This is a genomic window from Microbispora sp. H13382, from assembly GCF_014161445.1.
Taxonomy (GTDB): Bacteria; Actinomycetota; Actinomycetes; order Streptosporangiales; family Streptosporangiaceae; genus Microbispora.
The window spans coordinates 418,351-440,152 of the sequence record NZ_JABBXA010000002.1; the positions used below are offsets into that span (position 1 = coordinate 418,351).

The window sequence follows — 21,802 nt, forward strand, 5'->3', positions numbered from 1 at the left end:
CAAGAGACGGGTAACCGAGCGAGTGAGGCGGATGCCTACCGCGATTTGGGTATTGCGCATCGCGAGCAGGGAGATTACGTGCAGGCTGAGCGAGAGACGTCTCAGGCGTTGCACATCTATCGGGAGATCGGCAACCGAGCTAGCGAGGCTCACGCTCACAGTGAGCTTGGCGTCTTGTATCGTCTGCGCGGTGACTATGCGCGGTCAAGGCAAGAGACGACGCAAGCGCTGCGCCACTATCAGGAGAGCGGCAACCAATGGAGTGAGGCCGATGCACACCGCAGTTTGGGCATCGCGCATCGCGAGCAGGGAGATTACGTGCAGGCTGAGCAAGAGACGACACAGGCATTACAGCTCTATCGGGACGTCAGCAACCAGAAGGGTGAAGGCGATGCGCGGCGCGATCTAGGTGTCCTGTACCGCTTGTGTGGTGACTATGCGCGCTCAGAGCGCGAGACCGTTGAGGCGCTGTCCATCTACCAGGAATGTCACAACCAGAGAGGTGAGAAACTTGCGCGCAATGATCTGGATACTTTATATCGCTTGCGGGGTGATGTAGGAGATGGCGCAGAAAACCTAGACTAAATGGTTCTATTGACCGGCAGGTATCACCACGGAAAGCCGGGCCGCACCACGTACAGGATCGCGTTCACGATCTCGCAACGCGGGTGTTGCTCCAGGCGGCCGCCGGTGTTCGGCTCTGGCAGCATCGCGACATCGTCACGACGCCACGCCGGAGATGCAATCATCTCAAACACGCTGTTAGCCAGCCCGGCGGCTGGGCTTCAACCTTGCTGTGGCCGAGCGCGGGATATGCACGGGATGATCTTTCTTGACTGAACCTCGATATCAAGCTGCACTGCACTTCAGGGCCAGTAGGAGCAGAGTAACCGTAGTGTTCTTGAAAACCGCTAGGCCGGGTGACCGGTCTCGTGGGTTCGAATCCCACGCTCTCCGCTCTGTGATGTCGCAGGACATCGGAAACCCTCGAACCTAAGGGTTCGGGGGTTTCTTTGTGTACTGGGGTTGGTAGTCGCGCGTGGGGTCGATGATCAGCTCGCGGAGGAGCTCTCCGGTGGTGGCGTTGACCACCCGGACGTGGAGATCGTCGACGAGCAGGATGACGTGGGTTCGGGCGTGGGTTCGCCCGATGCCGATGTGGTGGAGCCGGCCGCCGATCCGCAGGGTGACGACGCCGGTGTGGTCGACGCGGTCGTGTCGGACCCGGGCGTGGGTGTCGCCCTGGCGGCTGCCGGCCGGTTGGGCCTTGGGCCGGGTGTTGTAGGCCGCGGCGGGGGTGGCGCGGTGGGGCAACGACCGGTGGGGGCGGTGGTAGTTGTAGGCGTCCGCGAAGCACTCGATGAGGGAATTTTACGCAACCGCGATAGCAGTCACCGCCTCAATCGGGTGGTCGAAGGAACAGGCGGCCATCATCGTGGAGGCCGAACTCTGCGGTGTGCTCACGGAGGATGACCGCCAGCTTCGGCGGGATCGGGACAGGACGGCCTTCGTCCTGTGTACGGTGCTTGAGGCCGCGGTCGTCGTGCGCCTCACCACTGCCGACTGAGGCGGGTCACCGCACGGAATCAGTGCCAGAGCCAGTATTCGGCGTCCGTTGACAAGCACGACCGTCCCAGTGATCGACAAGCCGTTCTCCAGCGCTCGCCCATAGCGTCATTCGGAGCCTTCGCGCCGGGCGCGACGCCAAAGCCGACCCCAGGCATGCGAGCACCCCCGAGGAGAGATAGCGGTGAAGTCCGGGAGATGAAGAGTGTAGGCGGGCGTCAATGGAGCAGATGGCAGCGGGCGGTCACAGGGCTGGCAGTCGGCGTTTTGGTTGTCGTCTTAGGGTTCGTGTGGCGGGCAGTCACGGCGACCGTGACCATAACCCCCTCCTGGACCTACGACATCGGCTACGGGACCTCCGCGCCGGCGGTGGCCGACGGCGTGGTGTACGTCCTCGGCGGCGAGCTCGGCGAGGACAGGATGTACGCCCTGGACGCGGCGACCGGCAAGCAACGCTGGACGCACAAACTTCCCAGAGTTCCTTCAGCAGTCGGCTATTCCGATCCTGTGGTGGCCGAGGGTGTCGTATACACCACCGATGACGGCAGGGTGTACGCCCTGGACGCGGCGACCGGCAAACAACGCTGGACCTATGACACCCGTAACCGCGCCAGGGTCGACTTCAGCCCGGCGGTAACCGGCAACGCCGTGTACTTCAGCGACGAGACGGGCAGGGTGTACGCCCTGGAGGCGGCCACCGGCAAACAACGCTGGACCCACGAAACCGGCGGCAGTGGCTTCAGGCCGGTGGTGGCCGGGGATGTCGTGTACGTGGGCGATGAAGTGGGCAGGGTGTACGCCCTGGATACGGCCACCGGCGAGCAACGCTGGGCCCACGAAATCCGTAATCGCGCCAGGGTCGACTTCAGCCCGGCGGTAACCGGCAACGCCGTGTACTTCAGCGACGAGACGGGCAGGGTGTACGCCCTGGACGCGGCCACTGGCAAACAACGCTGGACCCACGAAATCGGCTTCGGCCTCTACGTCCGTCCGGTGGTGGCCGACGGTGTCGTGTACGTCGGCAGTGCCAGGGTGTACGCCCTGGACGCGGCGACCGGCGAGCAACGCTGGATCTCCGAAACCAGCGGCCCCTACGTCAGTGTGACGCTGGCTGGCGGTGTCGTGTACGTCCGCAACATCGAGGGCGATATGTACGCCCTGGATGCGGCCACCGGCGAGCAACGCTGGACCTACGAGGTTTCCGATGGCGACTACTACCCCGATGATTCGGTGGTGGCCGACGGTGTGGTGTATCTCGACGATGATGGCGAGAACATAGTGCACGCCCTGGACGCAGCGACCGGCGAGCAACGCTGGACCTATGAAACCGGCAGCGGGATCTACAGGCCGGTGGTAGCCGACGGTGTCGTGTATATCTCCACCAGCGGCGACAGGGTACATGCCGTGAGAGCGGCGACGGGATAAGGCCGACCAGCCGTTTTCGTCCGCCAACCGGCGACATCTGCGACGGCGCCACCGCACGATCTACAACCCCTCAAACAGACCGTCAACGGGCTGTGCGTGGACGAAGGTGCCCTCCGATGAGCGATCCGCACGTCAGCGTCGTCAACGCAATTCGTCCTTCATCAGGTCCCAGAAGGACCTGTGACGATGGGCGCCCGGCAACCAAGGCGCGAGAAACCAGGCCTCCCAATCGCCATCAGAGGTCGTGACGTGAGGGTTGAGGAGAGATTCTCCATCGTCCCCGTTGACCGACCAGAAGGGTGTCAGGCAGATACTCCTCTCTCAGGTTGATGCTGTCCTGCCCCCCTCAAACGCATGCAGTACCGCCCGCACTGTTCTTCGCGGCGCGTGAGCCGAGGCTCGCGCCGGCCGTCGTAGCGGGTTCGCCATGCCTCAGCGGCGAGGACGGCGTGGCGCGTGATCGAGGAGGGTCTCGGCGGCCGCGCGGGCATGGCGGCCGTAGTCGGGGTCGTTGAGCACCATCGCGCGGCTCACGGCGCCGTCGGCGAGGGTGACCAACTGCTCGGCGAGCAGTTCCGGCTCATCGATGTCCATCTCGTCCACGAGTTCGGTCACCAGCGCGAGCATGACGAGCTTCTGCTCGCGCGCGAAGGCGTGTACGCGGCCGGCGGGATCGGGGTGCTCCACCGCGGCGTGGATGAACGGGCATCCATGGACGATGCCATCCGGCCAGGGCCGTACGGCGAACATCGCGAGGAGCCGCTCGCGGGGCGCCAGGTCGGTGCGTGTCAGGGTTTCGAGCAGTGTGTACCCGGAACGCAGGAGGTAGTCCAGGTGCGCCAGGACGAGGTCCTCCTTGGTGGGGAAGTGTGCGTAGAGCGTCCTCTTCGAGACCGGGGCCTCGGCGGCGACATCCTCCATCGTGGTCGCGGTGATGCCCTGCTTCGCGAAAAGGCTGCTGGCTGCGGCGAGCACGCGTTCCCGGCCGCCCCGCCCGGCCCGACGCACCGGCTCGTCACTCATGACTCCGACTATACGACAGCGTTTACATAACGCGGATCCTCCGCTACGGTGCTTAAGTAAACGCAAACGTCTACCTAAGGAAACGACATGGGAGCGGTGACGAGCGAACTTCCCGCCGTGGCAGAGCGGCTCATCCGGGATCGGCACGCGACCAGGGCGTTCCTGCCCGACCCTGTCCCGGACGAGACGCTTCGGGCCATCTTCGACCTGGCTGGTGCCGCGCCGTCGAACGCCAACGCCCAGCCCTGGCACGTCGAGGTGGTCAGCGGGGTCGCACGGGACAACCTCGCCGAGGCGCTCGTGTCCGCCGACAGAGCCGGTCGGCGGACAGTCGACTTCCCTTACAGCGAGGGCATCTACACGCCGGTGCACCAACGCCGGCGTGCGGCGTTCGGTGCCGTGATCTACGCCGCGCTCGGTATCGGCCGCGACGCCTACGATCTGCGTGCCGCCTACGACGCCAAGAGTCTCCGCTTCTACGACGCGCCCCACGTCGCGCTCCTGTACGCGCCGGAATCGGGTGACCCGCGACTGACCGCCGATGTCGGCATGTACGCGCAGACCCTGCTGCTTGCCATGGCCGCTCATGGGGTGGCCAGTTGCCCCCAAGCGCTGCTGAGCTTCTACGCCGACACGGTGCGCGAGACGCTCGACGTCACCGACGGGAAACTGTTGTTCGGCATCTCGTTCGGCTACGCGGACCCCGCGGCCGCGATCAACGAGGTCACCGTCGGTCGCGAGCCTTTAGAGGAGACAACGCGCTTCCATCGCTGACCGAACGCCCTTCAGCACCTCCTCGCGATCCTTCACAGCGGTTCGCCGATCTGCTCTTGTCCGTCGGCCGAGCGGCAGAATGAACTCACCCCCGGCGATTCGAGGAGACTCCGTTCCGGGGGCGACGGCGGCACGAGGCGCCGCTATCGCTTGGTCCAGATCGTCTTGGTTTCCGGTGTAGTCGTATCGGGGCGCGGAGTGCAATTCCGCGGCAGGCCGGTACCGCCCGGACCACCCAGCTCAGGACCGGGCCGGCGCTATTGCCTACAAAGGAACGGCCGAGCATCATGCAGCGGATTCGGCCACCGACTGATCGATTGACCTTGCCACACCGTCACGTGATGATGCCGGAAACGCCCAAGCGCTCCAACGGCGACCACGAGGATTTGGATGTCTGTGCCTGGGAACGCGCCGAACGCCGTCTCGACCCCACCTGTTCCCGGTCAGTCCGCACGATACGCGGCGTTCATCTCGTACAGCCACGATAGCGACAGTGTGCTCGCACCGGCGCTGCGTGATGCCCTTCACCGCCTGGCCCGGCCCTGGTACCGACAGCGGGCCCTACGGGTCTTCCTTGACGAGCGCAGCCTCGCCGCCAATCCCGGGTTGTGGTCGTCTATCGAGAGCGCGCTGGATTCGTCCGACTTCCTCATCCTGTTGGCGTCGCCGGAGGCCGCCGCGTCGCCCTGGGTGGACCGGGAGGTGCGGCACTGGCTCACGCACCGGTCAACGCAGACGTTGCTAATCGCACAGACTGGCGGAGAGATCGTCTGGGACACCGCGTGCGGCGACTTCGACCGGACCGCGACGACCGCATTGTCGCCCGCCGCGTACGGGAGGTTCGCCGAGGAGCCGCGCTGGATCGACCTGCGCGGCTTGGCCGACCGAGACGACTACTCACTACAACTGCCGGCCTTCCACGATGCTGTCGCAGAGCTGGCCGCGCCGCTGCACCGCGTCGACAAGGACCAAATCGTCGGCGAGGACATCAGCCAGCACCGCCGCACCATGCGCTTGGTCCGCGCCGCGGTGGCCGCGCTGGTGACGCTGACGCTGCTGGCCGTAGCAGGGGCGGTGGCCGCCGTCCGGCAGGCCGGCATCGCGGACGCGCAGCGCGCCGTAGCCGAAGATCGTCAGCGCTTGGCGACCAGCCGCCTACTCGATGCGCAGGCGGACAACCTGCGCATTACCGACCCGGTCCTGTCAGGGCTGCTGGCGGCCACTGCCTGGCACTTCAGCCACACCGCCGAAGCCCGCTTCGGCATACTCTCCACGCTGGCGACCTCCGTCGAAGCCGTCCTGAACGGCCACACCGGCGACGTCTCCGTAGTGGTGTTCAGTCCGGACGGCAAGACCCTGGCCACCGCCGGCGCCGACTCCGCCATCCGGCTGTGGGATGTCGCCTCCCGCCGGCAGATAGGCGACCCTCTCGTGGGTCACTCCGAAGAGATCGCCGCGCTCGCGTTCAGCCCGGACGGGAAGACGCTGGCCAGCAGTAGCACCGATCGCACGGTCCGGTTGTGGGATGTCGCCTCTCGCCGGCAGATCGGCGCTCCCCTCAACAGCTTCACCGGCAACCACTCCGCGGTCGCGTTCAGCGTGGACGGCAAGACCCTAGCCTGCGGGGGTGCCGGTGATGGCAGAGTTTGGTTGTGGGATGTCGCCACCCGCCGAGAGATCGGCGATCCGATCAACGTCTACACGGGAGTCGTCACCACGGTCGCGTTCAGCTCCGACGGCAAGACCCTGGCCATCGGCGGGCGCCACGGCGCTCTCCGGTTGTGGGACGTGACCGCTCGTCGGTGGATTGGTGATCCGATCAAAGTCCCTGCTATCAGCACCTACACAGCGGTGTTCAGCCCGGATGGCAAGACCCTGGCCACCGTCAGCGCTTCGACCGTCCGATTGTGGGATCTGGCCACTCGCAAGCAGATCGGCGGCCCTATCGAGAGCCCTGGCGTCAGTATTTTCGAGGTGGCATTCAGCCCGGATGGCAAGATGCTGGCCACCGCGAGCGATTCGACCGTCCGATTGTGGGATCTGGCTACTCGCCGGCAAATCGGAAACGCCTTCAAAGGCCATACCGACACGGTCTCCGCGATAGCGTTCAGCCCGGATGGCAGGACACTGGCCACCGGCGGCGCGGACTACACCGTCCGGTTGTGGAATTTGGCAACTCGCCGCGAGATCGGCGATCCGCTCAAAGGCCACACTGGTGCCGTCTCCGTGGGGTTCAGCCGGGACGGCAAGACGCTGTACACCAGTGACGCCGACCGCACCGTCCGGACGTGGGATCTGGCCACCCACCGGCAGACCAGTAATGTTCTCGCAGCCCATGAACCCGGTGAAGTATTCGCGGTGGCGTTCAGTCCGGATTGGAAGACCCTGGCCACCGTTACCACCCTCGACAGCAGAGTTCGCCTGTGGGACGTGGCGACTCGACGACAGATCGGTGATCCTTTTGATGGGAACGCCGGTTCTGTGTACGAGATGATATTCAGTCCCGACGGCAAGATCCTGGCCGCCGCCGACTACGCGGGTGGTGTCCGGCTGTGGGATGTGGCCGTTCACCGGCAGATCGGTTACTTTCTCGACGTCCCCAGCGGCGGTCGTGCCCTGGCGGCGTTCAGTCCGGATGGCAGCGTCCTGGCCTCCGCCAGCGGTGGCACCCTCAAGTTGTGGCAGGTGGCCACTGGTCAGCGCATCGGTTACCTGCTTAATGGCCACGAGGGTGGTGTTGACGCGGTCGCCTTCAGCCCCGACGGCAAGATCCTGGCTGCCGCCATCGCTGGTGCCGTCCGTTTGTGGGATGTGGGCGATGGCCGGTGGATAGGCGACCCTCTCGTTGTCCCTCCCAGCGGTACCTTGATTACCCTCTCCAGAATGGCGTTCAGCCCGGACGGTGAGACCTTGGCCACCGCCGGCTTCGGCATCGTCCGGCTGTGGGATGTGGCCACTCACCGGCAGATCGGCGACCCCCTCGTTGTCCCTCCCAGCGGTGCTTTGACCGATGCCATCTCCGGAATGGCGTTCAGCTCGGACGGTACGAGCCTGGCCATCGCCGACTTCGATGGCACCGTCCGCCTATGGGACGTAGCCCTGCCGGCCGACCCGTTCCTTTCGGTGTGCGGGGTGGCAGGCCGTTCTCTCACCGAGCAGGAATGGGGGCGGTACCTGCGAGACGAGCCCTTCCAGCAGGTCTGTCCCTAGTGTCCTGAGTCATCGAGGATGGCCTGGCGAACGTGCTGGTAGAGGTCGTGATGCGGGTCGTCGAGTGACCGAGCTGTGCCGAGACGACCCTGACGTCCCAACCCCGCCTCCAGGCTGAGCGACGCCGCCGTGTGCAGATAGGCGCACAGCGCGTCGATGCACATCTGCCGGCCGCCTTCCCAGTCGTCTGCGAGCTTCGCTCGGCTCAGCAGTTCCGGCCCTGTCCTCTTCCGGAGGCGGGGCCGTTCGGCGTTTCTGGCGAGCTATTCGACGATCTCGTTAAGCGCGTCCTCGTACGCCTTGGCGTCGGAGGGGGCCATGGCCTTGTCCACGCGCACCACGACGTTCCCCTTGACGTACGTGTACTCGGCCAGCATCGGGGTCTTTCCGAGCGCCTGTATGTACTCGGCGCGGGCCTCGGCGCCGTTTGCGTCCTCGAACACCTCGACACTGCCCGCCTTTTCTGTCTTGACCCTGCTATCGGTGAACTCGGCCTTACTGAGGTAGCCATTGGGGCGGCCAAGCAGCTTGTTCGGGTCGGTGTTCTCGTCGTAGACGGTGCCGAGCTTAGCGGGTACGCCGTTGGTACCGAGGTCGCCGATGATGGCGGCGGCGTCCTTGTTGGTCGTGGCCCCGCCGCAGGCGGTGAGGAGGCCGACCAGTGCAATCGTGGCGGCGGCGTGGGGGTGTCGTCGTAACCAGATCATGAGGTCATGCATACATTCTGGATCGGTCCAGCGTGGCCGCGTTGATGTGATTGGTAGCGTCTCGCCACCGGGCATGCGGGTCCCAGGTCGTCTGCGGAACATGGACGGCGCTGGGGCGAGGAGGGGATCCGGCTGAGGCCGAATGCGCTTCCCAGCGAGGTCGAGGCCCGTCAGCTGGCGGGATCGTGCTGGAACGCACGGACCTCCTGCGCGCATCGGCACGCGACCGCGATCTTCGCGGCCCACTCCAGTGCCGCCCCGCGGGACGGCAGCTCCAGAACCGTGTAGCCGCCTTCAAGCTGCTGCGTCTGCGGGTATGTGCCTTCGGTCACGGTCCCATGCCCATCCACCATGACAGGCGGAACGCTTTCGTCGATGCCGCCGCCGAACACCAGACGCCGGCGTCCTTCGCCTCCTGCACCACGGCATGCGACGCATCCGAAACCGCCTGCAGATCCTCGTCGGGGGATGACCATGGCGCGACTCGGGAACGAGATCAGGTACTTCGTCATCGCGTCGGCTCCTTCTTCGCGCTTCACGGATCGCACCCAACCTCGCCGACGCCACTCGGCGGCGCGCCGCCATGAGCCTGACCGCTTTCGGACACCTGGGTCGAAGCGATGATCGTCTCGGAAGGAGTCCGTGAGATGCCCGCCGCTGCCCGCACGGTGCGTGAGAAGGTCGTGGCCGCATTGCCGCAGGTAGTGCGTGTGCGGTGGGGGCGGCGCAAGAGCGCGCTACAGCCTGTGGAGGAGGCACGGATACCCGGGAGATGGGAGGTCCGGGACATCCATGGGCGCAGCCGGAGTTCGGCGTCCGCGGTGAAAACCGGGTGACATCTCGCCTCACTCGCCGGAATCCTGGGGTGCGGGCGATGAGTTTTGTCGGTGGCGGCTGTCAGGCTTGCCATGACCACGAACTCCTGTGGGGCCCGGGCTGGGACGCCAGCCATGACCAGGTAATTCCCCCTGACAACCCTGATCGAGGTGCCGTGTCCATCGCACAGCTTGATTCGCCTGCCGATTCCGCGGCCCCCGTCTCGGGCCGCACCCCACCCGTGATCCGGTTGCTGGTGCTCGCCACGTTCGTGGTCATCCTCAACGAGACGATCATGATCAATGCGATCCCGCGGCTGATGGACGCGCTGCACATCACCGAGCAGACCGCGCAGTGGCTCTCGACCGCCTTCATGCTGACCATGGCCGCTGTCATCCCGATCACCGGATGGTTCCTGCAGCGGGTGTCCACCCGCAGCGCGTACGCCACCGCGATGGGATTGTTCCTGTTCGGCACCGCCTTGGCCGCCGTCGCGCCGTCGTTCGAGGTGCTGCTGGGCGCACGCGTCATTCAGGCGTCCGGGACGGCCGTGATGATGCCGCTGCTGATGACGACCTTGATGCAGGTGGTGCCGGAGACAGAGCGCGGCCGTGTGATGGGCAATGTCTCCCTGGCCATCTCGGTCGCGCCCGCGATGGGCCCGACGGTCTCAGGCGTGATCCTCCAGTTCGGGTCCTGGCGGCTGCTGTTCGCCGTGGTGCTTCCCATCGCCGCGTTGATCACTTGGCGAGGCCTGAAGCAGCTCCAGAACGTCGGAGAGACCCAGGCCAGTGCGATCGACTGGCTGAGCGTGGTGACCGCCGCGGCCGGCTTCGGCGGCTTGGTCTACGGGCTCAGCCGGTTCGAGGGCGGTAACGTCCGCGTGGCCGTCGCGATCGTGGGAGTGGGCCTGGTCGCCATCGCCGTCTTCGTCGTCCGCCAGCTGTCGCTGCAGAAGCGCGGCGTGCCGCTGATGGACCTGCGTACGCTGCGCCACCGCACCTACACGATCGCGCTGGTCCTCATGTCGGTGGCCTTCATGGCGATGCTCGGTTCGATGATCCTGCTGCCGCTATACCTGCAGAACGTCCGCGAGCTCAGCCCTCTGGAGACCGGCCTCCTCGTGATGCCGGGCGGCCTCGCGATGGGGTTGCTCGGGCCGACCGTCGGCCGCCTGTTCGACCGGTTCGGTGGCCGGGTTCTGGTCGTTCCCGGCGCGATCGGCATCGCGCTCGCGCTCGCCGGCCTCACCCAGGTCACCATGACCATGCCGTACTGGCAGCTCCTGGGGCTGCACGCGCTGTTGATGGTGAGTCTGGCCGCGACCTTCACCCCGGTGTTCACCCTCGGGCTCGGCGCGGTTCCCCCGAAGCTCTACTCCCACGGCAGCTCGATCCTGAGCACCCTGCAGCAGGTCGCCGCGGCCTTCGGCACCGCGCTCGTGATCACCGTGATGAGCGCGCGAGCCGATGCTCTGAAAGCCGCGGGAGCCTCAGAGGTCCTGGCCAACCTCGACGGCATGCGGCTGGCCTTCGTCATCGGCGCGGTGCTGTCTGTGGCCGTGGTCGTCACCGCCCTGCTCCTGCCGGCGCGAGCGAACGGCGTTGCCGAGCTGGGGCCATCCGCGCATTGAAACGGGTGTCACGGCAGCACGCTCTGATCACAGCCGGAGCCGCCTCGCGGTGTGGCTCCGCTTGACCTTGACACTGTGACAAGGTCTTCACTGGGGCCAAGGAGGTGGTCCCGATGGCCATGCCGAAAGAGGACACGAACACGACGCGAGCGCTCCGGGGGCTGGAGAACAGCAGCGCCTCGGTGCGGCTGCAGGCGGTGCTGGCGGTCGGGACGGCCCCAGACCCGCGGTTCGTCGACAAGCTCGTCGAACGATGCGCGGTCGAGCCCGATTTCTACGTGCGGGACATGCTCACCTGGGCGCTCACCCGCCACGCGTCATCGGTGACGGTCCCCAAGCTCATCGACGAACTCCGTTCGGAGCGTGCGCAGGCACGGAGCCAGGCGTTGCACACGCTGTCCAAAATCGGGGATCGGCAGGCGTGGCCGGCGATCACGCGGGCGCTGCTGACCGACGCGAACGACGAGGTGGCGCGGACCGCCTGGCGGGCAGCGGTCGTCCTTGTGCCCGAAGGTGAAGAACCCGGGCTGGCCGGAGTGCTGGCGACGCAGCTCGGACGCGGCGAGCGTGAGACGCAGTTGAGCCTCAGCCGGGCGCTGATCGCGCTGGGCGAAGTGATCACGCCGGCTCTGCGTGCCGCGATGACGGATCCCGACCCGCGCGTACGTCAGCACGCGGTCGCCACCGAACGGCTGTCGCGCAACCCGGATGCCGGATTCGAGTTCGCGATAGAGGAGGCGAAGCGCATCGTGGCCCTCGGCACGACCGGCCAGGAGGGGTGACAGGCGGTGTTGATCGGTGATGTGGCACGACGGTCCGGGGTCAGCGCCCGCATGCTCAGGCACTACGAATCGCTCGGCCTGGTGCGGCCGACGGGTCGTAGCGAGGCCGGCTATCGGGAGTACTCCAGCGAGGACATCCGGCGCATCTTCCATATCGAGAGCCTGCGGTCGTTGGGGCTGTCGCTGCGGGAGGTCGGGCGCGCGCTGGAGGATCCCGGCTTCACGCCCGCGGAGCTCGTCGAGGACCTCATCCGCCAGACGCGGGAACGCATCGCGCGTGAGACGGAGCTGCTCACGCGGCTGAGCCGGATCGGCGCCGCGGAACCCGCCGACTGGGAGGGCGTCCTCCGGGTCGTCGCGCTCCTCCAGGCCTTGGGGTCGGAGAGCGCGGGGAAGCGCCAGCGCGCGGCCCTGTCCTCGGCCGCGGAGGTGCCGGTGGACGCTCTGGTCGAGGCGGCGTTGAGCGAGACGGACCCGAACGTCGCCGGAGCCCTTCGATGGGCGCTGGCTCGATCGGGCGATGACGCGTTGGGACTGCTGGCGGAGGGGCTCGGCTCACCGGCGGCCGAGGTGCGCGAGCGCGCCGTCCAGTCCATCGCCGAGATTCCGGACGCCGCGGCGACCGCACTGCTGCGGGACGCCCTCACGAGCTCCGACGTCGTGGTCCGCAGGTGTGCGGCTCTGGCGCTCGGGGCCCGTGGAGTGGCCGACGCGGTCCCGACGCTCATCGACATGATCGTCGAGGGGGCGAACGACACCGATGCGGCCGACGCACTGAGCGCGCTGGCGCGTGACGAGGCGCCGGCGGATCAGATCGCCACCGGGCTCGCCGATCGCCTCGCCCACGGCGCCGTCGGGCCGTCCGCCCGGCTACGGCTGACACAGGCGCTCGCGGACATCCCGGGACCCACGACGTCGCGTGCGCTCGCGGAGTTGTCACAGGACGAGGACCGTGCCGTCGCGCTCACCGCGACGTACATTCTCAAGCTCCGCGACGCGCGATGACGGAGAGCGACGCGCGATGACGGAGCCTTCCCATACGGCATAGCACGGCGCACGGGGCCGCCCTGCGGCGTGCGGCCCCGTGCGTGTCACTTACGGGGCCGCCCTGCGACCCCGTGCGTGCCGGGTACGGGTCAGTGGCGACGCGGAGCGCCCGCGGCGAGGGCGAGGTCCTGCTGGATCACGTAGTACTGCGACTTGGGCTTCAGGTCCGCGTCATACAGCAGGGCGGCACCCTCCTGCGGGTCGTCGAACCAGCCGGGGATCCAGGAGTACGTGTCGCCGAAGCCCCACGGGGTGAACGAGATGCACTCGCGGATTGCCAGGCAGGCCTTCAGCGCGCGGGACCAGTAGCTCTCCTGGGCGTACACGGCCAGCGGGTTGGTCGGGGTGTTCACGTTCGGCGCGGCCTCGGTGAACGTGCGGACGTCCACCTCGGTCTCGGCCACCTTCAGGCCGAGGTCCGCGAAGCGCTGCAGGTTGTTCTGCAGGTCCGGGAAGCCGTACTGCGTGTCCAGGTGGCCCTGGAAGCCGACGCCGTCGATGGGCACACGCTGGGCCTTCAGGGTCTTGACGAAGTCGTACACCGCGTTGCTCTTCGGCCCGGTGAACTCGAGGTTGTAGTCGTTGTAGAACAGCAGGGCCTTGGGGTCGGCCTGGCGCGCCCAGCGGAAGGCGTCGGCGATGTAGCCCAGGCCGCCCCACGCCTTGTACCAGATGGTCTCGCGGGGCTTCCCGTCGTCGTCGAACGCCTCGTTGACCACGTCCCACTGCCAGATGTCGCCCTTGAAGTGCTTCACCTGGTCCTGGATGTGCTTCTTGAGCAGGGCCTTCAGCTCGTCGTTGGACAGCGTGGTGGTGTAGCCGTCGGAGGAGAGCCAGGTGGGCAGCTGGCTGTGCCACACCAGCGTGTGGCCGCGGACCAGCTGCTTGTTCTTCTTGGCGAAGTCGACCAGCCGGTCGGCCGCCGCCCAGTCGTAAGAGCCGCGGTTGGGCTCCACGAGCTGCCACTTCATCACGTTTTCGGCGGTGACGCTGGAGAACTGCTCGGCCGTGATCCGGGTGTACTCGGCGTTGCTGCCGAGCTCGTCCATGTTCACGGCGGTGCCGATGCGCAGACCGACCCGGTCGCCGAGGGCGCGCAGCGAGTCCGCCGGGTAGCGGGTGGGCTGGGAGTGGGCAGGGGCGGCGCCGGGTTCGGCCGAGGCCGAGCCGGTGAGAGCCGCCCCGCCCAGCAGGACCGTGGCGCTCACGAGGCCGATGGACAGTGCGGAACGAAGCACACGAACTCCTCGGGGTGAAAGTGGGGGGTTGATGGGTACTGCGGTCAGGTCAGCCCCGCCGGGCGGGCAGCGACAGGTGCCATCCCTCCGACCGGAGCGCGGGGACGACGGCGGCGACCGCGTCGACGGTCTGACTCCGGTCCCCGCCGCCGTCGTGCATGAGGACCACCGCGCCCGGCGTGATTCCCTCTCGCAGGCGGCGGATCAGTTCGGCGGTGCCCGGCGGATCCCAGTCCCCGATGGCGAGACGCCAGCCCAGCGCCTGCATGCCGAGATCGGCCGCGACGGTCGGCGTCTGCCCCCAACTGCCGTACGGGGCCCGGAAGTACGGGATGTGCGCTCCCGGCACCGCCTCGCGGATGGCGGCGCTCGTCTCCAGCAGGTCGGCGCGGATCTTCGTCGCCGGCCAGGCCGCCATGTCGTCGTGGTGCATGCCGTGGTTGCAGAGCGTGTGCCCGTCGGCGGCGATCAGCCGGACGACCTCCGGGTGCTGCCGTACGTGATCACCCCAGAGGCAGAAGACCGCCTTCACGTGGTGCTCGCGCAGCACGCCGAGCAGGCGCAGCGTGTCGGGAGGGTTCGGGCCGTCGTCGAAGGTGAAGCCGACCGACATCCCGCCGCCGCGGGTCGAGTCGACGACCATGGGAGTCGGGTTGTCCGCCAGGGCCGGATGCGTCATGCCCAGCACCAGACCTATCGCGGCCAGCGGGATCGCGAGAAGACGTGCCCGGCGTGGGCGCCGGCTTCGGTTGACCACGGTGACTCCATCTTCGAACGACGGGGGCGCCCGAAAGTTTCGGCGGTGTTACGAAAGTAATGCAGACCATAGGAAGATGCTCGATGTACGTCAAGAGCCACAACCACCAGTCAATTCACAGAAGTCGCGACCTACAAGGCGCGGCACGGGAGAGTCGATACGCCTCCTGCCTCGACGTACCCGGCGGATCCGCCGAAAAGTTTTCGGCTCCCGGGGTGCGGAGCTCGCTGAACGTTTCGTACGGCTGGCGCCGTCACCACCCCCCACGCGAACCCGGCCCTGTGGTTCTCCGCACCCCCGAACGGCCACGCACCTCATGGTCATCGTCGGTTGACCGTTTCTAGGCTCCCGGACATGACGGAATGGCTGATCGACCTCATGGAGACCCTCGGCGCGCCGGGCGCCGCGATCGCGATCGCGCTGGAGAACCTCTTCCCGCCCCTCCCCAGCGAGGTGATCCTGCCGCTGGCCGGTTTCACCGCCTCGCGGGGAGAGATGAACCTGGTCGCCGTCCTGTTGTGGACCACGGCCGGGTCGGTGGCCGGGGCGCTGGCGCTGTACTGGGTGGGCGCGCTGCTCGGCCGTGAGCGCACGCTGGCTCTGGCCGCGCGGATCCCGCTGCTCAAGGTCTCCGACGTCACCAAGACCGAGGCCTGGTTTCTCCGGCACGGGCGCTGGACGGTGTTCTTCGGCCGGATGATCCCGATCTTCCGCAGTCTGATCTCCGTCCCCGCCGGGGTGGAGCGCATGCCGCTGGGTGTTTTCACGCTCCTGACCACGGCCGGCAGCCTGCTCTGGAACACGGTCTTCGTGCTGGCCGGCTGGACATTGGGAGAGAACTGGTCGCTGGTGGAGACCTACGTCGGCATGGGCACCAACGTGGTCGTCGCCATGGTGGCGCTCGCCGTGCTGGTCTTCGTGGGCGTACGGCTGAGCGAGCGGCGCAAGGGGCGGCATGTGCTGGACGGTTAGGGGGCTTCGGCTCGCCGGGGCGGTGACCGCCGGTGCGGTCACCGCCCTTGTGGGGTTGGTCTTCGTCCTGGTGGCGGCCCCGTTCGCCGGCCGCCCCGCCGTACGCGCCGCGGCCGCACGCCTGACCGGGCTGGAACTGCGGCGGCTGCGCCTGGACCTGCCGGGCCGCGATGCCGACGGCGAGCTCCGCTACCTGGCCGCGCGGGTGCCCGTCGGTCTCCTGGGCGGCCTGGTGGTGTTGCTGCTGGTGATCGGGGCCACGCTGGCGGTCAGGCTGATGTGGTCGTGGAGCCGTGGGGAGGCGATGGACGGCATGCTGCCCACTCCGCCGCTGCTGGCCTACGCCTTCCTCTCGGGCGTCGTCCTGCTCTTCCTGGATCTGTCCGGCCTGGTGGGGGTGGACGTGCTGGAGCGGCGGCTGGCCGTACGGCTTCTCGCTCCCGACCCGACCGAGGCGCTCCGGCGGCGGATCACCGAACTGACCGAGAGCCGCGCCGGGGTGGTCGCGGCGGTGGACGCCGAACGGCGGCGCATCGAGCGTGACCTCCACGACGGGGTGCAGCAGCGGCTGGTGGCGCTGTCCATGCTCGCGGGACGCGCCCGCCGGGGCCGCCCCGAGCTGCTGGACCAGCTCCACGAGCAGGCCCGGCAGGCGCTGGTGGAGCTGCGCGAGGTGGCGTGGCGGGTCTACCCGTCGGGACTCGACGCGCACGGGCTGGCGGAGGCGCTGGCCGGGGTGGCCGAGCGGGCCGCGGTCACGGTCAGTGTGACCTGCGAGCTGCCGGAGCGGCCACCGGCACCGGTGGAGACGGCCGCCTACTTCGTGGCCAGCGAGGCCGTGACGAACGCCGCCAAGCACTCCCGGGCCGCCCTGGTCGCCATCGAGGTCCGCCAGGAGGGCACCATGGTCGTCGTGCGAGTGCGGGACGACGGCATCGGCGGAGCCGACGCCACCGGCGGCGGGCTGACCGGGCTGGCTCGGCGGGTGGCGGCGCTGGACGGCCGGTTCACCGTGACCAGCCCGCCCGGCGGGCCGACCGTGGTCGAAGCGGAGCTGCCGTGCGCGTGATGCTGGCCGAGGACTCCGCCCTGCTGCGCGAGGGCCTGGTGCGGCTGCTGCAGGAGGAGGGCCACGACGTCCTGGCCGCGGTGGGCGACGCCGGCGCGCTCCTGGAGGCGGTGGCCGGCGAGCGGCCCGAAGCCGTGGTGGTCGACGTACGGATGCCGCCCACCCACACCGACGAGGGCCTGCGCGCCGCCCTGGAGATCCGGCGGCGCTGGCCGGAGGTCAAGGTGTTGGTGCTGTCGCAGTACGTCGAGAAGAAGTACGCCACCGAGCTGATGGGCGGCAGCATCGACGGCGTCGGCTACCTGCTCAAGGACCGCGTGGCCGAGGTCGGCGACTTCCTGGACGCGCTGGACCGGGTGGGCGCCGGTGGAACGGCCTTCGACCCTGAGGTGGTGCGGCAGCTGCTCGCGCGGACCAGCCACGCCGATCCGCTGGCGCGGCTCACCGCCCGTGAGCGCGAGGTGCTGGAGCTCATGGCCCAGGGCCTGACCAACGCCTCGATCGCCCAATCCCTGCACGTGTCGCAGAGCGCGGTGGAAAAGCACGTCAACGCCCTTTTCGACAAGCTCGCGCTGTCGCACATCACCGGATACAGCCGCCGGGTCCTGGCGGTGCTGCGCTACCTCGGTTCCTGACCCGCTGTGGTTTTCCGCAGGTGAAGCAGGCGGCGCACCTCATTCTGCCGCCGAATCGATCTCCCTAGCGTTGATCACATGATGCAGACGATGATGAACGTGCTGGTGGCGGCGGTCGTCGCGGCGGGCGGGCAGGTCGTGGACGTACGCCCCGATCTGGAGAAGATCGTGACCGGCGGCGGGGCGACGGCCGCCCTGGCGCGGATCTCCGACGGCGGCCGCGCCCGGTCGTACGCCGTGGGAGTACGCGACGTCGAGCGCGGGGGACGGCCGTCGCCGAACGGCTACTTCCGGATCGGCAGTGTCACCAAGACCTTCGTCGCGACCGTGGTGCTCCAGCTCGTGGACGAGGGCGAGGTGCGGCTCGACGATCCCGTCGAGAGGCACCTGCCCGGCCTGGTGCCGGGCGGCGAGAAGATCACGGTGCGCGCGCTCCTCAACCACACCAGCCACCTGTACGACTACATGAGCGAGCCGGGGTACTCGACCAACCGGTGGCGCGGGGACGCCCGGTTCCGCTCCTACCGGCCGCGCGAGCTGCTCAAGGTGGCCTTCGCCGGGAAACTCCCCGACGACGGGAAGTGGCACTACTCCAACACCAACTACGTGGTGCTCGGGCTGCTGGTGGAGAAGCTGACCGGCAACCCGTACGGCGAGGAGGTCCGTCGCCGCATCCTGCGCCCCCTGGGGCTGCGCCACACGGTGGTGCCGGGCGACCGGGCGGGGCTGCCGTCACCGCACGCCAAGGGGTACGAGCCGCTGCCCGGGCTGGTGGACGCGACGCGGATGAATCCCTCGCTCGACTGGGCCGCGGGGGAAATGATCTCGACCGCGGCCGACCTGGAGCGGTTCATGTCGGCCCTGCTGGGCGGCGAGCTGATCAGCACGGCGTCCCTGCGGGCGATGCGGACGACGGTGGAGACGGGGGCCGGGTTCGGCTACGGGCTCGGGTTGCAGGCCTACGCGCTGCCGTGCGGCACGGTGTGGGGACACAGCGGAGAGCTGATCGGCTACCTGACCTTCGCGTTCCGCTCGGACTCGGGTAGATCGATGACGTTGTCGATCAACCCCTCGGTCCGCAACCCGTCCACCGCGGAGGTCATGGGGATCGCCGTCAGGGTGTTCTGCGAGCCGGCCGCTTAACCGAGGCCTTTTCCCTTATTGCTCGACGGCAGGGCGCGCGTGTCTTTTCGTGCGGGTGATTCCGGCTGGTCCGTATTGAATAACCGGTTGACGCAAGATAAAGCCTCATGTCTTGATCAAATGGTTTCTCGTACTGATCTTGCTTATTGCTGGAGGAATCATGCCGTCGGTGCGACGTTCCGGCCGCGCTCCGTCATCGCCCAAACCCAGGCTGTCTCGATTGATGCGGCGAATGCTCGCCGTCGGCGCCGTTTCGGTCATGGCGGCGGGCCTGATCGCGCCTCAGACGCCCGCGGCCGCGGCAGCCGACGACACGACCGATCTCGGCGTTTCCCTCGCACTCTGGAGGAAGGGGGGTGACGTGACGGCGGGTAGGGACAAGGTTTTCGTCTCTGCCATAGACCGCATCGTCGTCGCGGACGCCCAGGGCTCCGTCATCGGCACGATCCCCGGCATCCCCGGCGTGCAGGAACTCGCCCTGGCGGCCGACGGTGCCCGCCTTTACGCGGCGGTCGAAAGCGCGAACCAGGTGATGGAGATCGACACCACATCTCTGTCTGTCATCCGGCGAATCGACATGACCGCGTATCCGTGCCCGTCGGCCCTGTCTCTGTCGGGCGACCGTCTTCACGTCGGTTACGGGTGCAGCACGAATACGGGCGGTGTCGTGAGTGTCGACGTGTCGGCGGGCGACCCGGAGTTCACCCAGATCATGACGGGGTTGTACAAGGCTCCGCTGCTGGCCGCGGCGGGACGGACTCTCGTGGTCGCCGAAAAGGGCCTCTCGCCGGGCATCCTCTGGGTCTATGACGTGTCCGGCGCCACCGCCACCCGCCGCGGCGTCATCCGCAGCGGCGCACCGGACCTCGCCATCACCCCGGATGGCGCCACGGTGTTCACGGGACTGGACAGCTGGGACACGGCCACGATGGCCCACGTAAGCCGATACGGCGAGGACCGCGTCCCGCAGGCGGTCGCGCTCAGTCCGGACGGTGCGCTTCTGGTGCGCGGACAGATGCGAGGGATCCCCGTCGAGGCGTTCGACATCGGTACGGGAGAATCCCGGTTCGCCCACGAGAACCGGAACGATGAGGTGGTCCCGGGAGGCATCGCCATCCTCGGCAGCACGGTCTTCGCGCTGCGCAGAGACCCGTCCTACCGGCTCCACCTGTGGCGGCTGCCCGACGTGACGCTCCCCGCGTCCTCGCTCACTTTCACGGCTCCGTCCTGGGCGACCGTGCTCGATCCGCTCACACTGACCGGCCGCCTCACCCTGACGGACGGCTCGGCGCCCGGTGCCCAGCCTCTGAAGGTCACCCGCCACGCGTACGACGGAACCGCGGAGTCCCTTCCCGTGGTGACGACCGCCGAGGACGGCACGTTCACCGTCACCGACATCCCGAAGGTCGTCGGCTGGTTCACGTACGACGTCGCCTGGGACGGCGACTCGGCCTACCGGTGGAGCAGAGCCTGGTGGTGGGCGGGAACCGTCGTGGAAAAGCGCCTGCCCTCATTCACCCTGTCGCGTCCGTCCACGCCGCCGACCGCGCTCGAACCGCTCACGATGACCGGCCGGCTCACCCTGGTCCCCGGATCGGCTCCGGCCACGCAACGGCTCACGGTGACCCGCAAGTTTCCCGGTGACGTCATCGGCGAGCCCCTCGCGGAAGTGACCACGGCCGAGGACGGCACGTTCACCGTCACCGACACCCCGCCCGTCGGCGGGACCGTCAGCTACGAGGTGAACTGGCCTGGGAACGACATCTACGACAGGCGTACGGTCCGGCATGCCCTGAAAGTCGCCATGCGCCGGACGACCCTCACCGTGTCGGGTCCCGAGGAGACGATCGCCGGCAGCCGGATCGAGTTCAGCGGCGAACTGGACGGCGACGGGCGGCTTCCGTCACCGAACGCCGTGCTCACGGTGCGCCGCACCGTCGTCGGCTCCACCGGCACCACGACCACGACACTGCCGGACGTGACGGTGTCCGAGGACGGGTCGTTCGGCTTCACGGATACGCCCACCGAGGCCGGCGCATACACCTACAGCCTCAAGTGGGTCGGCGACACGACGTTCTCGGCCGTGCAGGGTACGCACGTGGTCACGGTCGAGGGTGGCCCGGCCGAGTAACGGAGCCCTCCAGTGGAGGCACCGGTGAGTGCGGGTGACCGGCTCGCCACCCGAGGCCGACGCCGGGCGAGCGGCCCGCGCCCGCGTCGGCCTCGGTGCCCTATGGGACGTGACTAGACTCGGTCGGGTGACGTTCGATCTCCATGGGCGGACGCGGCGGCTGGAGCTGACCGATCAGGACCTGCGGGCCTTCGAGGCGGTCGTGCTGGAGGCCACGCCGGACGGAATCGTCCTGGACCGCTCGGCCTTCTACCCGGGTGGCGGCGGACAGCCGCCGGACCGGGGCGTGCTGCTGTGGCAGGGCGTCGAGACCCGCATCGAAGGCGTCCGCAAGGGCGACGACCTCTATCTCATGCCCGCGCCGGACGACCCGATCCCGCCCGCCGGCACGGTCGTACGGGCGGCGGTCGCCGACGAGCGGCGCACGGCCCTGATGCGCACGCACTCCGGACTGCACGTGCTGTGCGGCGTCGTGTTCCGCGACTACGGGGCCCTGGTCACGGGCGGGAACATGGAGCCGATGACGGCGCGGATGGACTTCAACCTCCCCGAGGTGCCGCCCGGCTTCAAGGAGGCGGTCGAGGACGCCTGCAACGCCGAGATCGCCGCCGACCGTCGGATCGACGTACGGGTGCTGCCGCGCGCGGAGGCCTTCGCGATCCCGGACATCATCCGCACCGCGACGAACCTCGTGCCGGAGCACATCCCCGAGGTGCGGATCGTGGACATCGCCGGGCTGGACACCCAGGCCGACGGGGGCACGCACGTCGCCTCGACCAGGCAGATCGGCAGGATCAAGGTCGCCAAGATCGAGAGCAAGGGACGCGGCTTCCGCCGCCTCCGCATCGCGATCTCCGACTAGACCGCGTCCCGG

General features: G+C 68.1%; 20 protein-coding genes and 1 tRNA gene. 14 read left to right on the forward strand and 7 right to left on the reverse strand.

What is annotated here, in order from left to right; all coding sequences use genetic code 11:
* Positions 1-585: tetratricopeptide repeat protein (locus tag HHX41_RS05845; protein ID WP_182905086.1), on the forward strand; the 585-nt coding region annotated here is incomplete at its 5' end.
* A gap of 23 nt (positions 586-608) precedes the next feature.
* On the opposite strand, the gene HHX41_RS42230 is transcribed toward HHX41_RS05845, so the two are convergent.
* Positions 609-710, reverse strand: a complete 102-nt coding sequence (locus HHX41_RS42230; RefSeq protein WP_220503751.1) for a transposase — start codon at positions 708-710, stop codon at positions 609-611.
* 168 nt (positions 711-878) lie between these two features.
* Here HHX41_RS42230 and HHX41_RS05850 point away from each other — a divergent pair.
* Positions 879-957, forward strand: a tRNA-Ser gene (locus tag HHX41_RS05850).
* 36 nt (positions 958-993) lie between these two features.
* Here the strand turns inward: HHX41_RS05850 and HHX41_RS05855 are convergent.
* Positions 994-1,314 (reverse strand): hypothetical protein, encoded by a 321-nt coding sequence (locus HHX41_RS05855; RefSeq protein ID WP_220503752.1) that lies wholly within the window; start codon positions 1,312-1,314, stop codon positions 994-996.
* 564 nt (positions 1,315-1,878) lie between these two features.
* On the opposite strand from HHX41_RS05855, the gene HHX41_RS05865 reads away from it, so the two are divergent.
* Positions 1,879-2,991, forward strand: coding sequence for a PQQ-binding-like beta-propeller repeat protein (locus HHX41_RS05865; RefSeq protein ID WP_182905088.1), 1,113 nt, complete (start codon positions 1,879-1,881; stop codon positions 2,989-2,991).
* Positions 2,992-3,423: 432 nt separating this feature from the next.
* On the opposite strand, the gene HHX41_RS05870 is transcribed toward HHX41_RS05865, so the two are convergent.
* Positions 3,424-4,014 (reverse strand): TetR/AcrR family transcriptional regulator, encoded by a 591-nt coding sequence (locus tag HHX41_RS05870; protein WP_182905089.1) that lies wholly within the window; start codon positions 4,012-4,014, stop codon positions 3,424-3,426.
* 87 nt (positions 4,015-4,101) lie between these two features.
* Here HHX41_RS05870 and HHX41_RS05875 point away from each other — a divergent pair, with 87 nt between their 5' ends.
* The gene (locus HHX41_RS05875; protein WP_182905090.1) at positions 4,102-4,788 is read left to right on the forward strand and encodes a nitroreductase; all 687 of its coding nucleotides are present in this window, start codon (positions 4,102-4,104) and stop codon (positions 4,786-4,788) included.
* Between the two features lie 390 nt (positions 4,789-5,178).
* Positions 5,179-7,998, forward strand: coding sequence for a toll/interleukin-1 receptor domain-containing protein (locus HHX41_RS05880; protein WP_182905091.1), 2,820 nt, complete (start codon positions 5,179-5,181; stop codon positions 7,996-7,998).
* A gap of 263 nt (positions 7,999-8,261) precedes the next feature.
* Here HHX41_RS05880 and HHX41_RS05885 read toward each other — a convergent pair whose 3' ends face one another.
* A complete protein-coding gene (locus tag HHX41_RS05885; protein WP_182905092.1) occupies positions 8,262-8,705 on the reverse strand; it encodes a hypothetical protein in 444 nt (147 codons plus the stop codon).
* Positions 8,706-8,875: 170 nt separating this feature from the next.
* Complete coding sequence (locus HHX41_RS05890) at positions 8,876-9,217, reverse strand: YciI family protein (protein WP_220503753.1); 342 nt, start codon at positions 9,215-9,217, stop codon at positions 8,876-8,878.
* A 362-nt stretch (positions 9,218-9,579) separates the two neighbouring features.
* Here HHX41_RS05890 and HHX41_RS05895 point away from each other — a divergent pair, with 362 nt between their 5' ends.
* The 3 genes from HHX41_RS05895 (at position 9,580) to HHX41_RS05905 (ending at position 12,941) form a co-directional block, all read left to right on the forward strand.
* Positions 9,580-11,154 (forward strand): MDR family MFS transporter, encoded by a 1,575-nt coding sequence (locus HHX41_RS05895; RefSeq protein ID WP_182905347.1) that lies wholly within the window; start codon positions 9,580-9,582, stop codon positions 11,152-11,154.
* 113 nt (positions 11,155-11,267) lie between these two features.
* A complete protein-coding gene (locus HHX41_RS05900) occupies positions 11,268-11,936 on the forward strand; it encodes a HEAT repeat domain-containing protein (RefSeq protein ID WP_182905093.1) in 669 nt (222 codons plus the stop codon).
* A gap of 6 nt (positions 11,937-11,942) precedes the next feature.
* Entirely contained in the window at positions 11,943-12,941 is a 999-nt protein-coding gene (locus tag HHX41_RS05905; protein ID WP_182905094.1) for a HEAT repeat domain-containing protein, read from the forward strand.
* A 131-nt stretch (positions 12,942-13,072) separates the two neighbouring features.
* Here HHX41_RS05905 and HHX41_RS05910 read toward each other — a convergent pair whose 3' ends face one another.
* Together HHX41_RS05910 and HHX41_RS05915 are read right to left on the reverse strand one after the other, a co-directional pair.
* Positions 13,073-14,221, reverse strand: coding sequence for an endo-1,4-beta-xylanase (locus HHX41_RS05910; protein ID WP_169984021.1), 1,149 nt, complete (start codon positions 14,219-14,221; stop codon positions 13,073-13,075).
* A 49-nt stretch (positions 14,222-14,270) separates the two neighbouring features.
* Positions 14,271-14,978, reverse strand: coding sequence for a polysaccharide deacetylase family protein (locus HHX41_RS05915; protein WP_310741794.1), 708 nt, complete (start codon positions 14,976-14,978; stop codon positions 14,271-14,273).
* 354 nt (positions 14,979-15,332) lie between these two features.
* Between HHX41_RS05915 and HHX41_RS05920 the strand changes: the two genes are divergently transcribed.
* The 6 genes from HHX41_RS05920 (at position 15,333) to HHX41_RS05945 (ending at position 21,790) form a co-directional block, all read left to right on the forward strand.
* Entirely contained in the window at positions 15,333-15,950 is a 618-nt protein-coding gene (locus HHX41_RS05920; protein WP_220503754.1) for a DedA family protein, read from the forward strand.
* Positions 15,934-17,019 carry a sensor histidine kinase gene (locus HHX41_RS05925; RefSeq protein WP_182905095.1) on the forward strand — a complete coding sequence of 362 codons (1,086 nt, stop codon included), beginning with the start codon at positions 15,934-15,936 and terminating at the stop codon, positions 17,017-17,019. Before HHX41_RS05920 ends, HHX41_RS05925 begins: the two co-directional genes overlap by 17 nt.
* Positions 17,010-17,654 carry a response regulator transcription factor gene (locus HHX41_RS05930; protein ID WP_182905096.1) on the forward strand — a complete coding sequence of 215 codons (645 nt, stop codon included), beginning with the start codon at positions 17,010-17,012 and terminating at the stop codon, positions 17,652-17,654. The genes HHX41_RS05925 and HHX41_RS05930 overlap by 10 nt, the downstream gene beginning before the upstream one ends.
* Positions 17,655-17,732: 78 nt before the next feature.
* Positions 17,733-18,797 carry a serine hydrolase gene (locus HHX41_RS05935; RefSeq protein WP_182905097.1) on the forward strand — a complete coding sequence of 355 codons (1,065 nt, stop codon included), beginning with the start codon at positions 17,733-17,735 and terminating at the stop codon, positions 18,795-18,797.
* Positions 18,798-19,158: 361 nt separating this feature from the next.
* On the forward strand, positions 19,159-20,928 hold the full coding sequence (locus HHX41_RS05940) for a hypothetical protein (protein ID WP_182905098.1): 1,770 nt from the start codon (positions 19,159-19,161) through the stop codon (positions 20,926-20,928).
* 127 nt (positions 20,929-21,055) lie between these two features.
* Positions 21,056-21,790, forward strand: coding sequence for an alanyl-tRNA editing protein (locus tag HHX41_RS05945; protein ID WP_169984026.1), 735 nt, complete (start codon positions 21,056-21,058; stop codon positions 21,788-21,790).
* Positions 21,791-21,802 lie beyond the last annotated feature (12 nt).